This is a genomic window from Micromonospora sp. II (genome assembly GCF_001709195.1).
Taxonomy (GTDB): Bacteria; Actinomycetota; Actinomycetes; order Mycobacteriales; family Micromonosporaceae; genus Micromonospora; species Micromonospora chalcea.
Genome location: NZ_LYXF01000078.1, coordinates 264,036 through 278,292 on the forward strand (window position 1 = coordinate 264,036; position 14,257 = coordinate 278,292).

The 14,257-nt window shown below is 71.4% G+C and carries 13 protein-coding genes; 4 read left to right on the top strand and 9 right to left on the bottom strand.

Annotated features, from left to right (window positions below; translation table 11 throughout):
- Window positions 1-86: 86 nt before the first annotated feature.
- From A8711_RS29655 to A8711_RS29675, 5 genes are read right to left on the bottom strand one after another with little or no spacing between them, the layout of a single operon-like run.
- Complete coding sequence (locus A8711_RS29655; RefSeq protein ID WP_369830134.1) at window positions 87-1,223, bottom strand: acyl-CoA dehydrogenase family protein; 1,137 nt, start codon at window positions 1,221-1,223, stop codon at window positions 87-89.
- A 38-nt stretch (window positions 1,224-1,261) separates the two neighbouring features.
- Window positions 1,262-2,209, bottom strand: coding sequence for a hydroxyacid dehydrogenase (locus A8711_RS29660; protein ID WP_064447416.1), 948 nt, complete (start codon window positions 2,207-2,209; stop codon window positions 1,262-1,264).
- A gap of 8 nt (window positions 2,210-2,217) precedes the next feature.
- Window positions 2,218-3,645 (bottom strand): aldehyde dehydrogenase family protein, encoded by a 1,428-nt coding sequence (locus tag A8711_RS29665; RefSeq protein WP_069089999.1) that lies wholly within the window; start codon window positions 3,643-3,645, stop codon window positions 2,218-2,220.
- Window positions 3,646-3,647: 2 nt separating this feature from the next.
- Entirely contained in the window at window positions 3,648-4,685 is a 1,038-nt protein-coding gene (locus tag A8711_RS29670) for an ABC transporter ATP-binding protein (RefSeq protein ID WP_069090000.1), read from the bottom strand.
- Complete coding sequence (locus tag A8711_RS29675) at window positions 4,685-5,719, bottom strand: ABC transporter ATP-binding protein (protein WP_199744090.1); 1,035 nt, start codon at window positions 5,717-5,719, stop codon at window positions 4,685-4,687. The genes A8711_RS29670 and A8711_RS29675 overlap by 1 nt, the downstream gene beginning before the upstream one ends.
- A 120-nt stretch (window positions 5,720-5,839) precedes the next feature.
- Here A8711_RS29675 and A8711_RS29680 point away from each other — a divergent pair, with 120 nt between their 5' ends.
- From A8711_RS29680 to A8711_RS29695, 4 genes are read left to right on the top strand one after another with little or no spacing between them, the layout of a single operon-like run.
- Window positions 5,840-6,370 (top strand): Lrp/AsnC family transcriptional regulator, encoded by a 531-nt coding sequence (locus tag A8711_RS29680; RefSeq protein WP_030499629.1) that lies wholly within the window; start codon window positions 5,840-5,842, stop codon window positions 6,368-6,370.
- A gap of 19 nt (window positions 6,371-6,389) precedes the next feature.
- Window positions 6,390-7,337: a nickel ABC transporter permease gene (gene nikB / locus A8711_RS29685; protein WP_030499628.1), complete on the top strand. Its 948-nt coding sequence runs from the start codon at window positions 6,390-6,392 to the stop codon at window positions 7,335-7,337.
- Entirely contained in the window at window positions 7,327-8,232 is a 906-nt protein-coding gene (locus A8711_RS29690) for an ABC transporter permease (protein ID WP_231915563.1), read from the top strand. Before nikB ends, A8711_RS29690 begins: the two co-directional genes overlap by 11 nt.
- Before the next feature lie 36 nt (window positions 8,233-8,268).
- Window positions 8,269-10,455 (top strand): thiamine pyrophosphate-dependent enzyme, encoded by a 2,187-nt coding sequence (locus A8711_RS29695; RefSeq protein ID WP_369830135.1) that lies wholly within the window; start codon window positions 8,269-8,271, stop codon window positions 10,453-10,455.
- A gap of 63 nt (window positions 10,456-10,518) precedes the next feature.
- On the opposite strand, the gene A8711_RS29700 is transcribed toward A8711_RS29695, so the two are convergent.
- The 4 genes from A8711_RS29700 to A8711_RS29715 form a co-directional block, all read right to left on the bottom strand.
- The gene (locus A8711_RS29700) at window positions 10,519-11,499 is read right to left on the bottom strand and encodes a D-2-hydroxyacid dehydrogenase (RefSeq protein ID WP_064447412.1); all 981 of its coding nucleotides are present in this window, start codon (window positions 11,497-11,499) and stop codon (window positions 10,519-10,521) included.
- Window positions 11,496-11,696, bottom strand: coding sequence for a tautomerase family protein (locus A8711_RS29705; protein WP_018786431.1), 201 nt, complete (start codon window positions 11,694-11,696; stop codon window positions 11,496-11,498). Before A8711_RS29705 ends, A8711_RS29700 begins: the two co-directional genes overlap by 4 nt.
- A 1-nt stretch (window position 11,697) precedes the next feature.
- A complete protein-coding gene (locus A8711_RS29710) occupies window positions 11,698-12,564 on the bottom strand; it encodes a tetratricopeptide repeat protein (RefSeq protein ID WP_043325191.1) in 867 nt (288 codons plus the stop codon).
- Window positions 12,565-12,628: 64 nt separating this feature from the next.
- Window positions 12,629-14,242 carry an ABC transporter substrate-binding protein gene (locus A8711_RS29715; RefSeq protein ID WP_158559980.1) on the bottom strand — a complete coding sequence of 538 codons (1,614 nt, stop codon included), beginning with the start codon at window positions 14,240-14,242 and terminating at the stop codon, window positions 12,629-12,631.
- Window positions 14,243-14,257 lie beyond the last annotated feature (15 nt).

Sequence of the window (14,257 nt, forward strand, 5' to 3'; positions counted from 1 at the left end):
TCCGCCGGGCGCGGGGGTCAGGTGGCCAGGCGCAGGTGCCGGACCCGGCCCGGATCGCCGATCCGGGCCGGGACCACGCTCGCCGGTCAGCGGAAGGCCGCGTGACCGGTGAGCGTCTGCCCGATGATGAGCTGGTGCACCTCGGAGGTGCCCTCGTAGGTGAGCACCGACTCCAGGTTGTTCGCGTGCCGCAGCACCGGGTAGTCGAGCGTGATGCCGGCCGCGCCGAGGATCGTCCGGCACTCGCGGGCGATGGCGATGGCCTCCCGCACGCTGTTGAGCTTGCCCAGGCTGATCTGCCGGTGGTCCAGCGTGCCGGCGTCCTTCAGCGTGCCGATCTGCATCGCCAGCAGCATGCCCTTGCCCAGTTCCAGCGCCATGTCGGCGAGCTTGAGCTGGGTGGCCTGGTACGCGGCGAGCGGCTTGTCGAAGATCTGCCGGCTGCGGGCGTACGCCACTGTGGTCTGCAGGCAGTCGTGCGCGGCGCCGAGCGCGCCGAAGACGATGCCGAAGCGGGCCTCGTTGAGGCAGGTCAGCGGCCCGGACAGGCCGGCCGCGCCGGGCAGCATCGCGTCGGCGGGCAGCCGGACGTCGTCGAGGACCAGCTCTGAGGTCACCGACGCGCGCAGGGAGAGTTTGCGGGTGATCTCCGGCGCGGTGAACCCGGGCGTGCCGGCCGGTACGACGAAGCCGCGGATGCCCTCGTCGGTACGCGCCCAGACCACGGCGACGTCCGCGACCGAACCGTTGGTGATCCACATCTTGGTGCCGTTGAGCACCCAGTCGCCGCCGTCGCGGCGGGCCCGGGTGAGCATGCCGGCCGGGTCCGAGCCGAAGTCCGGTTCGGTCAGCCCGAAGCAGCCGATCGCCTCGCCGGCGGCCATCCGGGGCAGCCACTCGCGCTTCTGCTCCTCGGAGCCGAACCGCCAGATCGCGTACATGGCCAGCGAGCCCTGCACCGAGACCAGGGACCGCAGGCCCGAGTCGCCCGCCTCCAGTTCGAAACAGGCCAGGCCGTACGCGACGGCCGAGGTGCCGGCGCAGCCGTAGCCCTCCAGGTGCATCCCGAGCACGCCGAGCTCACCGAGTTCCCGGGCCAGTTCCCGTACCGGCAGCCGGCCCGCCTCGTACCAGGCGGCGATCTCGGGCCGGATCCGCCGGTCCACGAAGCCGCGCACGGCGGCCTGGAGTTCCCGGGTGTCGTCGTCGACGAGCGTGTCCACACCGAAGTAGTCGAGGGCGGACGCGGGGACGGTCAGTGTCACGTACGGGTTCCTTCCAGGTGGGCGAGGACGCCGCGCGCCACGGCGACGGCCATCGCGTCGAGCGCGTCGGTGGTCATCGCCGCCATGTGCGGGGTGGCGAGGACGCGGGGGTGGTGCAGCATCGGGTCGTCGGCGGCGGGCGGTTCGGGCGCGAACACGTCGACCGCGTAGCCGCGCAGCCGGCCGGCGTCGAGCGCGGCGAGCACCGCCGCGCCGTCGACCACGCCGGCCCGCGCGGTGTTGACGAGCAGCGCGTGCGGCCGCATCCGGGCCAGCGCGGCGGCGCCGATCAGGCCGGTGGTCTGCGGCGTCTGGGGCACGTGCAGGCTGACCACGTCCGATTCGGCGAGGAGCCGGTCCAGGTCCACCAGGTGTACGCCGTCCGGCGGCTCGGTGACCGCCACGTCGTACCCGAGGACCGTCATGCCCATCCCGCGGGCGCGGGCGGCGACGCCCCGGCCGATCGCGCCGAGGCCGACGAGTCCCAGCGTGCGGCCGGTGAGCATGGTGCCGGTCAGTCCGGCGGCGACGACCGAGCCGGGCAGTGACCGGCCGGGCGGGAAGCCGCCGGCGGCAAGCGTGGTCACGGCGGGGGTGAGCTGCCGGGCGAGCGCGAGCGCGGCCAGCACGACGAACTCGGCCACCGACTCGGCGTTGGCGCCGGGCGTGCCGACGACGGGGACGCCGAGCCGTTGCGCGGCGGCCAGGTCGATGCCGTCCAGCCCGGCGCCGTGCCGGCCGACGACCTTGAGCCGGGGCGCGGCCTCCAGCATCGCGGCGGTCACCGGTGAGGAGCGCACCACGAGCGCGTCGGCGGTGGCGAGCGGCCCGGCGGCGAGCGCGGCGGGGTCGGTGAGGTGGGCGACGCGTACCTCACCGGCGGCGTGCAGCAGCCGCATCCCGGCCTCGGCGATGGGCTCGGTGAGCAGGATCTGCGGGGACATTGCCGTCCTTACCAGCCGGTGTAGCAGGTCACCGGCACGCTGTAGAAGTCGCGGGCGTAGCCGCCCTGCTCGCGGGGGCCGTGGTTGGAGGCCCCGGTGCCGCCGAACGGCAGGTGCAATTCGGTGCCGGCGGTGGGCAGGTTGACGGTGACGATGCCGGCGCGGGCGTCGCGCTTGAACCGTTCGGCAGTGGACAGGGAGGTAGTGACGATCCCGGCGGACAGCCCGTAGTCGGTGTCGTTTGCCAGCTCGATCGCCTCGTCGAGGTTCTCGGCGCGGATCACGCAGGACACCGGGCCGAAGATCTCCTCCCGGGCCACCCGCATGTCGTTGTGCGCGCCGACGAGCAGGGTGGGCCGCATGAACTGCCCGTCGTGCGTACCGCCGGCCGCCACCGCCGCGCCCTCGTCGCGTCCGATCCGGACGTAGTCGAGGTTCTGGTCGAGCTGGCCGGCGCTGACCACCGGGCCGAGCTGGCTGTCCGGGTCGAGCGGGTCGCCGACCCGCAGCGCCTGCGTCGCCTCGGCCAGCGCCGCGACGAACCGGTCGTGGATGCCGGCCGTCACGATCAGCCGGCTGGACGCGGTGCAGCGCTGGCCGGTGCTGAAGAAGCTGCCGTCCAGCGCGCAGCGCACCGCCACGTCCAGGTCGGCGTCGTCGCAGATTACGAGCGGGTTCTTGCCGCCCATCTCCAGCTGGAACCGCTTGTTGCCGTGGGCGATGCAGCGCAGGGCGACGTGCGCGCCGGTGCGGGTGCCGCCGGTGAACGAGATGCCCTGGAGTCCGTCGCTGGTGAGCAGTTCCTCCCCGACCACCGAGCCGGCGCCGACGACAAGGTTGAACACGCCGGGCGGGACACCGGCGTCGGCGATGATCCGGGCGAGCTCCCCGGCGCTGGCGGGTACCAGCTCGGCGGGTTTGAGCACGACGGTGTTGCCGTACGCGAGTGCCGGCGCGACCTTCCACGCCGGAATCGCCAGCGGGTAGTTCCACGGCGTGATGATCCCGACCGCGCCCAGTGGACGGCGGCGGACCTCGGCGTGCACGTTGGGCCGGGTGGAGGCGTAGACCTCACCGGTGGGCTGGAGCAGCTGGTGGGCGTAGTAGCGGAACGTCTGGCCGGCGCGGACGACCTCGCCGCGGGCCTCGGCGAGCAGCTTGCCCTCCTCGCGGGCGAGCAGCGTGGCGAGGTCGTCGGCGCGGTCCAGGATGGTGGCGCCGATCCGGTCCAGCATCCGCATCCGGTCGCCGACGGGCAGCTTCGCCCATCCGGGACCGGCCCGGCGGGCCGCTTCGACCGCCGCGCGGGCGGTGTCCCGGTCGGCGACCGCGTACTCGCTGACGACCTCGCCGGGGCGGGCCGGGTTGAGGTTCGGCCGGCGTTCGCCGTCGACCCACTCGCCGTCGACCAGGTTGCGGTGGTACGGAACGGACACGTCTACCGCCCCGCGCCGGCGGCGGCGAGCGGCTCGCCCCGCGGGTCGGTGTTCTCCGGGAAGTGGCAGGCGACCTGGTGCCCGGCGCCGGTGAGCTTCGGCGTCTCGGTCGCGCAGATGTCCTGCGCCTTCCAGCAGCGGGTCCGGAAGCGGCAGCCGGACGGCGGGTTCAGCGGGCTGGGCACGTCACCGCTGAGGATTACCCGCCGGCGCTCGGTCTCGACCAGGGGGTCGGGGATCGGCACCGCCGAGAGCAGGGCCCGGGTGTACGGGTGGCGCGGCCGGTCGTACATGTCCTCGCACTCCCCCACCTCGACGACCGAGCCGAGGTACATCACCGCGATGCGGTCGCAGAGGTGCCGGACGACGGCCAGGTCGTGGGCGATGAACATCATGGTCAGGCCCAGTTCCTCCTGGAGTTCCTCCAGGAGGTTGACGATCTGCGCCTGCACCGAGACGTCGAGCGCGGAGACCGGCTCGTCGGCGACGATGAACTGCGGGTTGCTGACCAGGGCGCGCGCGATGCCCACGCGCTGGCGCTGGCCACCGGAGAACTCGTGCGGGTACCTGTCGTGCCACTTCTCGCTGAGCCCGACCATCTGCATGGTCTGCAGCGCCTTGGCCCGCCGCCCGGCCGCCGGCAGGTCGGAGTGCACGAGCAGCGGCTCCTCGATCAGCTCGCCGACGGTCATCCGGGGGTTCAGCGAGGCGAACGGGTCCTGGAAGATCATCTGCATCTGCCGGCGCATGGCCCGCATCCGCCGCCGGTCCAGCGTGGTCAGTTCGGTGCCGTCGAACGTGACGGTGCCCTGGCTGGGCTTGAGCAGCTGGAGAATGGCGCGGCCGGTGGTGGACTTGCCGCAGCCGGATTCACCGACCACGCCGATGATCTCGCCGCGCCGGACGTCGAGGTCCACGCCGGAGACCGCGCGCAGCCGGGCCGGCAGCATCGAGCCGCGTACCGGCACCTTGAAGTCGACGGCCAGGTCACGCACGCGCAGCAGCGGGTCGGGGGCGGTGTCGGGGGCAGGGGTCGTCATCAGCGCACCTCCGCGCTCTGGTCGGCGAAGCGGTCCTCGGTGGTCAGCCAGCCGCCCTGGTCCGCCGGGCGCATGCCCCAGCAGCGGGTGAGCTGGTCGCGGGCCGGGACGGTGGTCAGGCCGGGCGCCTGGTCCTGGCAGACGTCGCGGGCGTGGACGCAGCGCGGCGCGAAGCGGCAGCCGGGTGGGATCTCCGACAGCTCCGGCGGGCGGCCGGCGATCGGGCGCAGCTTGCCGCCGCGGGCCTGGTCGAGGCGGGGCACCGAGCCGAGCAGACCCCAGGTGTACGGCATCTGCGGCTGGTGGAACAGGTCGACGGTCCCGGCGCGCTCGACGATCTGGCCGGCGTACATGACGTTGACGCGCTCGGCCATGCCGGCGACCACGCCGAGGTCGTGCGTGATGAACAGGACCGCGGTGCGCGTCTCCAGGGCCAGTTCCCGCAGCAGGTCCAGCACCTGCGCCTGGATGGTGACGTCGAGCGCGGTGGTGATCTCGTCGGCGAGGATCAGCCGCGGCCGGCAGGAGAGCGCCATGGCGATCATGACGCGCTGGCGCATGCCGCCGGAGAGCTGGTGCGGGTACGAGCTGAGCCGGGTCTCCGCCGCCGGGATCCGCACCATGTCCAGCAGCTCGACCGCCCGCTTGCGCGCGGCCCGGCGGCTCATCCCGAGGTGCAGTTCCAGCGCCTCGGTCATCTGCCGGCCCACGGTCAGCACCGGGTTCAGCGAGGTCATCGGATCCTGGAAGATCATCGAGATGCCCTTGCCACGCACCGCGCGCAGGTCCCGTGCGGACAGTTTCAGCAGGTCCCGCCCCTCGAAGAGCACCTGGCCACCGGTCACCTGGCCGGCCGGCGGCACGATCAGCCCCATGATGGACTGAGCGGTCGCCGACTTCCCGCAGCCGGACTCGCCGACGAGGGCGACCATCTCCCCTGCGTCGACAGTGAACGACACCCCGTCCACCGCCGTCACCGAGCCCCGCGCGCCGCGGAATTCGGTGCGCAGGTCCCGGACCTCCAACAAGGCCATCGATCCCCCTGAGTTAGACTCCCGAACGCCACCATTCGTCATCCGGGAGTGTTGCACAGACGATGTTCGTCGTCTAGGCTCCCGGCAGCGACGAATTCCGTCACTAAGAGTTGGAGCGAGATGGCATCCAAGAGCTCGATCGAGAAAGATCGCAGCATCATCCGGGAGCTCGTTCAGGATCCACGGCAGACGAACGTCGCGCTGGCGGCGAAGGTCGGCCTCTCCGAGGGATCCGTACGACGCCGGGTGGAACGGCTTGTCACCGAGGGTCAGCTGCAGTTCGCCGCGATTCCCAGCGCCGCCTTCATGGGGCGGCCGGTGCACACGCTGTTCGAGATCCAGAGCGCTCCGGGTGCCACAGAAAGGCTCATCGACAAGCTCGCCGGGATGCCGGAGATCGCGTACGTCTACCACGTGACCGGCCAGTTCGACATCATCGCCGTCGGCTACTTCGCCTCCAGCAACGCCATGCGGCGGTTCTGGACGGAGCGGCTGGGCAACCTCGACGGGGTGATGGAGAGCCGGTCGGTGATGGTGCTACGGGTCGCCAAGCGCGCGCACGAATGGGCGCGCGACATCGCCGTCACGGGGGACGAGGAAGCCGGCTGGGACGCGGAAGCCGACCCCGGCACACCCGGCGCTGACACCTGACCGACCGGAGAAACCCGCAATGCTGCGCATCACGTTGACCCGTCTCTTATCGGTTATTCCAGTCCTTTTCGGGATCTCGGTGATCTCATTCCTGGTCATCCGCATGATCCCCGGCGACGTGATCAGCTCGATCATGGGTCAGGACTTCGGCGACCCCGCGATCGAGGCGGAGATGCGCCGCTACTTCGGGCTCGACATGCCCGTGTACGAGCAGTTCCTGAGGTGGCTCGGCGCCCTGGTCCAGGGCGACTTCGGCACCTCGATGCGCACCGGTCAGCCGGTGCTCGAAGAGATCATGCAGCGCCTTCCGTCCACGCTGCTGCTGGCCGTGTCGGCGCTGCTGGTCTCGATCCTCATCTCCATCCCGCTCGGCGTGCTCAGCGCCACCAAGCGCAACGGGCTGCTGGACGCCACCACCCGGGTCGGCTCGCTGGTCGGGCTGTCGCTGCCGAACTTCTGGCTCGGCATCCTGCTGGTGTACGTCTTCTCGGTGTCGCTGGGCTGGCTGCCGTCCCAGGGCGCGGGTGAGGGTGAGGGCTTCTGGGGCACCCTGAAGCACCTCATCCTCCCCGCCGTGACGCTCGGCTCCAGCCTCGCCGCGATCAGCATGCGGATGACCCGCTCCAGCATGCTGGAGGTGCTCAACCAGGACTACGTACGCACCGCCCGGTCCAAGGGCCTCGGCGAGCGCGTGGTCATGACCCGGCACGCGCTGCGCAACTCGCTGATCCCGGTCGTGACGGTGCTGGGCATCCAGGCCGGCGCGCTGCTGGGCGGCACCGTCATCGTCGAGCAGGTGTTCGCCTGGCCGGGCCTGGGGACGATGGTCATCCGCGGCATCTCCCAGCGCGACTACCCGGTCGTCCAGGGCACCCTGCTCTTCCTGGCCTTCTTCTACGTCGTCGTCAACTTCCTCGTAGACCTCATCTACACCTACCTGGATCCGAGGTTGCGCAGTGGTCACTGACACCGCCCCCGACCGCCGCCCCGCCGAGGCGGCGTCCACTCGCCGGACCCCCCGCAGCCTGGAGTTGCTACGCCTGATCTGGCGCGACCGGGTGGGCGCCATCGGCCTGGTCATCGTGGTGCTGATGGTCGGCGCGGCGGCGCTGGCCCCGCTCATCGCCCCGTACGACCCGACCGCCATGTCCAACCAGCGGCTCGCCGCGCCCGGCGGCGACTTCCTGCTCGGCGCCGACGAGGCCGGCCGCGACCTGCTCAGCCGCGCCCTGTACGGCGCACGCACCTCGCTGACGGTCAGCCTGATCGTGGTGACCTGCGCGGGCGCGATCGGCGTCCTGCTCGGACTGCTCGCCGGCTTCTACCGGGGCTTCCTCGACGCGGTCATCACCCCGGCCACCGACATCATGTTCGCCTTCCCCACGCTGCTGCTCGCGCTGGCGGTCGTCGCCGCCCGGGGCCCCGGCACCGAGAACCTGATCCTGGCCCTGATCCTCGTGTTCATCCCGAGCTTCGCCCGGGTCGTACGCGGCACGGCGATGTCGGTGCGCCGCGAGCCGTACGTGGAGTCCGGCCAGGCGGTCGGGCTCACCAACGCCCGGCTGATCTTCAAGTACATCCTGCCCAACTCGGTCGCCCCGATCGCGGTGCAGTTCACCACGAGCCTGGCCACCGCCATCCTGGTCGAGGCGTCCCTGGGCTACCTCGGGCTCGGCGTGCAGCCGCCCCAGCCGTCCTGGGGGTCGATGCTCTCCAGCGGCAAGGCGTTCATGGAGATGTCGATCTGGCCGTCGGTCGTCCCCGGCGTCTGCATCATGATCGCGGTGCTGGGCTTCAACCTGCTGGGCGACACCCTCCGCGACGTGCTCGACCCGCGACTGCGCGGCCGTTCCAGCCGCTGACCCCTCGCACCCCCGGCAAGGAGCAACGTGGAAACCATCGACGAACACCTGGTTCGTCAACTGTCGGAATGGTCGGCGGGCGCCGCGGCGCCCGCCGACCCGTCGCCGGACGTCGAGATCGACGCCGGCCTGCTGCTCGACTACTTCGACGCCCAGATCCAGAGCCGCCACCTCGACCTCGCGTTGCGCTGGCTGCAGTCGAAACGGGAGGGCTTCTACACGATCGGATCCAGCGGCCACGAGAGCAACGCCGCCGTCGCGCTGGCGCTGCGCCCGACCGATCCGGCGCTGCTGCACTACCGGTCCGGCGGCTTCTACGCCGCCCGGGCCGGGCAGGTCCCCGGCTCCACCCCGATCACCGACGTGCTGCACTCCGCCGCCGCGTCCCGGCGGGACCCGATCTCCGGCGGCCGGCACAAGGTGTTCGGGCACCGGGCGCTGAACGTCATCCCGCAGACCTCGACGATCGCCTCGCACCTGCCCCGCGCGATGGGCATGGCGTTCGCGCTGGAGCGGGGCGTCGGCGACACCGGTTACCCGGCCGACGCGGTGGTGGTGTGCAGCTTCGGCGACGCCTCGGCCAACCACTCCACCGCGGCGGGCGCGCTGAACGCCGTCGGGTGGGCCGCCCACCAGGGGCTCGGGATGCCGGTGCTGTTCGTCTGCGAGGACAACGGCATCGGCATCAGCACCCGGTCCCCGCACGGCTGGGTGGACCGGATGCTGTCCGCGCTACCAGCCCTGGACTACACCGCCGTCGACGGCGCCGATCCCGCGCGGCTGCTCGCCGTCGCGGGCGAGGTGGCCGATCGGGTACGCGCCGGACGCCGCCCTGCCGTGCTGCACCTGCGCACGGTCCGGTTCATGGGCCACGCCGGTTCCGACGCCGAGCTGGCGTACCGGTCCCGGTCGGAGATCCTCGCCGACTACGCCCGCGACCCGCTGCTGGCCACGGCGGCGGTGCTGGCCCGGCGCGGCATCCTCGCCCCGGCCGAGAGTCTGGCCCGCTACGAGCAGACCCGCAAGCTGGTCATGGACCAGGCCGAGGCGATGCTCGGGCGGGTCGAGCGGCTGCCCGACGCGGCTGCGGTGACCGCTCCGCTGACCGAACGCCGGACCGACCGGGTCAGCGCGGCCGCCGGACGGGCCGGCGCCGGACGGGAGAAGGTGTTCGGCGGCCGGCTCCCCGAGTCGCGCGGACCGCTCACGCTCGCCCAGTCGGTCAACGCCGCGCTGCACGACGCGCTGCTCACCTGGCCGCAGGCGCAGGTCTTCGGCGAGGACGTGGCGCGCAAGGGCGGCGTCTACGGCGCCACCCGCGGGCTGCGCAAGGCATTCGGCGCGAACCGCGTGTTCGACACGCTGCTGGACGAGCAGACCATCCTCGGGGTGGCGCTCGGCGGCGCGCTGGCCGGCACGCTGCCGATCCCGGAGATCCAGTACCTCGCCTACCTGCACAACGCCGAGGACCAGCTGCGCGGCGAGGCCGCCTCGCTGCGGTTCTTCTCCGACGGGCAGTACGGCAACGGCATGGTGGTCCGGATCGCCGGGCTGGCGTACCAGAAGGGGTTCGGCGGGCACTTCCACAACGACAACTCGGTGGCGGTGCTGCGGGACATCCCCGGCCTGGCGCTGGCTGTCGCCTCCCACCCGGCCACCGCGCCGGCGCTGCTGCGGCAGTGCCTCGCGCTGGCCGAGCAGGAGAAGCGGGTCTGCGTGTTCCTGGAGCCGATCGCGCTCTACCACACCCGTGACCTGCACAGCGACGGCGACGGCGGCTGGCTGGCCCGGTACGCCCCGCCGGACGAGTGGGCGGCCACCGAGACGCCGCTCGGACAGGTCCGGACCGTACGCGACGGCGACGACCTGGCGCTCGTCACGTTCGGCAACGGCGTGCCGATGAGCCTGCGGGTGGCCGAGACACTGGCCGCCGAGCGGGGCGCCGGCACCCGCGTCGTGGACCTGCAGTGGCTCGCGCCGCTGCCGGCCGCGAGCATGCTCGCCGCGCTCGACGGCGTACCCCGGGTGCTGGTGGTGGACGAGACCCGGGCCGGCGGCGGCGTCTCCGAGGCGGTGGTGGCCGCCCTGGTCGACGCCGGTTACCCGGGGCGGATCTCCCGCGTCAACAGCGTCGACAGCTACGTCCCGCTGGGCCCGGCGGCCGACCACGTCCTGCTCGGTGAGCACGACGTGCTGACTGCGGCCCGCGCGCTGCTCGACTGACGTACGGCACGACGAAGGCGGCCCACCGGATCGATCCGGTGGGCCGCCTCTCGTTCGGCCGCCTCAGTACCCCAGGTCGGGCTGCCGCTTCAGGCCGGCCAGCTGCTCGCCGGCCAGGTAACGCTCCAGGTTGACGCAGAAGTCGGCGTAGAGCCGCTGGAGGTTGCCGGTGCCGCGGAACGACGTGTGCGGGGTGATGGTGGTGTTCGGCAGGTCCCACAGCCGGTGGTCGGCCGGCAGCGGCTCCTCCTCGAACACGTCCAGCACCGCGCCGGCGATCCGGCCGGACCGCATCGCGTCGACCAGGGCGTCCTCCACCACGAGAGCGCCCCGCCCGACGTTCACCAGCACCGCCGACTCCTTCATCGCCGCGAAGTGCTCGGCGTCGAAGAAGTAGCGGTTCTCGGTGGTCAGCGGCATGGCCAGGACCACCGAGTCGGCCTCCGGCAGCACGGCCATGTGCTCGGCGTACGGGATCACCCGGTCGAAGCCCTCGGCCGGAGTGCCGGAGCGGTTCACCCCGATCACGTCGACGCCGAGCGCGCGGGCCCGCCAGGCCACCTCGCCGCCGATGCCGCCGGTGCCGAAGACGAGCATCGTGCTGCCGATGAAGTCCCGGCCGGTGATCCGCACCCACTCCCGGCGCTCCTGCGCCTCCCGGTGCTCCGGGAACGCGCGGAAGCGCATCAGCACGGCGCCGATGGCGTACTCGGCGATCGGCACGTTGTAGGAGTTGGGCGACCGGGTGTAGAGCAGCCCTTCGGCGAGGCGGCGCTGCATCAGCTCGCCGCCCACCCAGTCGAACCCGGCCGCGGTGATCTGCACCCACCGCAGCCGATCGCACTTGGCCAGCAGCTCGTCGAAGGTGTCCTCGTTCATCGCGCTGCGCAGGATCACCTCGGCGTCGAGCCACTCGTCGCGTACCGGCTCACCGTCCGGTACCGGGCTGAACCGGCACTGCGGGAACCGCTCCCGCAGTTGCGGGAGCAGGTCCGACAGGTTGGGCGTGAGCAGGATGTGCGGTCCCGCCGCGGCGCCGGTCACGAGGACTCCTGCGCACGCTTCCGGTTGTTGTACGTCACGCCGCCCTTGGCCCAGTTGTCGTACGACACCTCGTAGAGCAGGACGTGGGTGTTCTCGCGCGGCGAGCCGTACTTGACCAGCACGTCGGTCAGGTCGGCGATCATCGCTTCCTTGGTGGCCTGGTCCCGCTTGCCGATCTCGGCACGGATGATTGCCATCTCAGTTCTCCTTGCTCGTGGTCGCGAAGTCCGGGTTGCGCTCGTACTCGGCCTTGACTGCGAGGTACGCGAAGGCGTGCGTGACGCGCGTCTTCAGCACCCCGTCGAACACCTCACGCGCCTTGTCGACGTCACCGTTGTAGTAGTGCCAGTTACCGAGGCCGTACCCCTGGGTGACGGTCTTGAGGCTGTTGCCGTCGCACATCGCCCACAGCTCGTCCGGGCCGATCTCGCCGGTGTAGAGCTTCATCCGGCCCTCGTAGCCGACCAGGTGCGGCTCGTCGACCAGGTCGACAGTGCGGAACCGGTCGAGCACCTCCTCGGCCTCGGCGGTCCGGCCGAGGCGCCGCAGCGCCATGTACTGCCAGTCCTGCGACGCGACCAGGCCCTCCTGGTGCCGGGACGCCTTCTCCGACTCGGCGAAGCTGGGCAGGCAGCCCTCCAGGTCACCGGCGAGGTACTGGGCGACGCCCAGGTGGTACCAGACGGAGGCGTGCAGCGTGGTGTTGTAGCGGCCGAGGATCTCCGGGTTCGCGGCGGCGTCGGTGTCGCTGAGGTGCTGCGGGCGCACGTCCTCGGGCCGGCCGAGGATCAGGCTGACGACGTCCTTCTCCACCTCCGGCTGGTACATCTCGTACTCGTCCTCGACGCCGGCGAGCTGGTCGGCGGCGGCGCGCAGGTCCGCGATCGCGCCGGCGTAGTCACTGATGGAGATCCGCCGGTGGCCGCGGAAACGCAGCAGGCGCGGGCTGTCCGGTTCCAGTTCGAGCGCCTCGGTGAGCAGCGCCACGGACTCCTCGTGCTTGCCGAGGTAGCCCTTCAGCCGGGCGGCGATGACGTAGCGATGGGTCAGGGGTACGGCCGTCATGGATTGCCTTTCGTCGCGGTGCGGCGGAGGGGACGCCGTGGGCCGGCGTCCCCTCCGCGACTCGTCAGCGGTCGAGCCAGAGGTGCCGGTAGAAGCGGTAGGTTGGCGTGGGGTCACCCCGGTACCCCATGACGTCCTTCTGCACGACGTCGAAGTCGGCGTTCAGGAAGGTCATGGCCACCGGGCCCCGCTCGGCCAGGATCTTCTCGGCCTGCTGGTAGAGCTGGGCGCGCTTGTCCTTGTCCAGCTCGGAGCGGGCCTTGACGATCAGGTCCTCGTACTCCGGGTCGGACCAGTTGCCGTAGTTCAGGCCGCCGCCCTTGAGGAAGCTGGCGGTGAACCGCTCGTCCGGGTCGTAGGTCAGGCCGAAGCCGGACTGGTACATGTCGAAGTCCCCGGACTTCGTCTTGGTGTCGGCGATGGTGGACTCGACCGACTCCAGCGTCACCTTGATGCCGATCTTGGCGAGCTGCTGCTGCTCCACCTCCGCCGAGCGCACCTGGAACGCCGAGGTGGCGATCACCATGAGCTTGGCGTCGAAGCCGTTCGGGTAACCCGCCTCGGCCAGCAGCGCCTTGGCCTTCTCGATGTCGGGCTTGCCGTACACCGGCTCCTTCAGCGCGCCGAAGCGGTCCGGCGGCAGGTAGCCGGCGTTGAGCGCGGTGCCGAAGCCGGAGTTGGCCACGTTCAGGATCTCCTGCCGGTCCAGCGCCAGGTAGATGGCCTGCCGGACCTTGACGTTGTCGTACGGCGCCTTCGAGGTGTTCAGCCGCAGGTGCAGCGACAGCGAGCCGGAGCCGCCGTACCACTTGAGCTTCTCGTCGCGCTTGAGCGCGTCGATGAACTCCGGCGCGGGCCGCCACAGGAAGTCCACGGTGCCGCTGCGCACGGCGGCGGCGCGGGCGTTGTCGTCCGGGTTGAACGTGAAGTCCAGCCCGTCCAGGTACGGAACCCCGGACTCCCAGTACTTGTCGTGCTTGTCCAGCTTGATGGCCTGGCCGGTGGTCCGGGCGGCGAGCTTGAACGGCCCGCTGCCGCCGTCGACGCTGCCGTTGAGGTCGCCCTGCTTCTCGACCACGGTCCGGTCGACGATCGACGACGCGGCGGTGGACAGCAGGGTCAGGATGGCGGCGTTGGGCTTGGCCAGCTTCATCACGACGGTGCGCTCGTCGGGCGCCTCGACCGAGGTGATGCCCTCGTAGCTACGGGCGCGCGGCGCCCGGGTGGCCGGGTCCTTGATCCGCTCGATCGAGTACTTCACGTCGGCGGCGGTCACCTTGCGGCCGCTGTGGAAGTACGCGTTGTCGCGCAGCTTGAACGTCACGGTCTGGCCGTCCGCGCTCAGCTCCCACGACTCGGCGATCGCCGGCTTGATCTCGCCTCGGTACGACTGCACGAGCGACTCGTAGATCTGCTCGTTGATGACGAAGGCCGAGGTCTCCGACATCCGGTGCGGGTCGAGTTCGTTGGCGTCCAGCCGGATCATGATCCGCAGGCGGCCACCGGACTTCGGCGTGCCGGCGGCCTGCGTCTCGTCCTCGAGCTTGACGTTGCTGGTGAGGCCGTCGCTGGCGTTGCCACCGGACTTGCCCGACGGCGGCTCGCCGCCTCCGCAGCCGGCCGCGAGCGTCGTCACGACGCCCACCGCCAGCGCTCTCATCAGAATTCGGGTACGCATCAGTCTCCTTGGCAG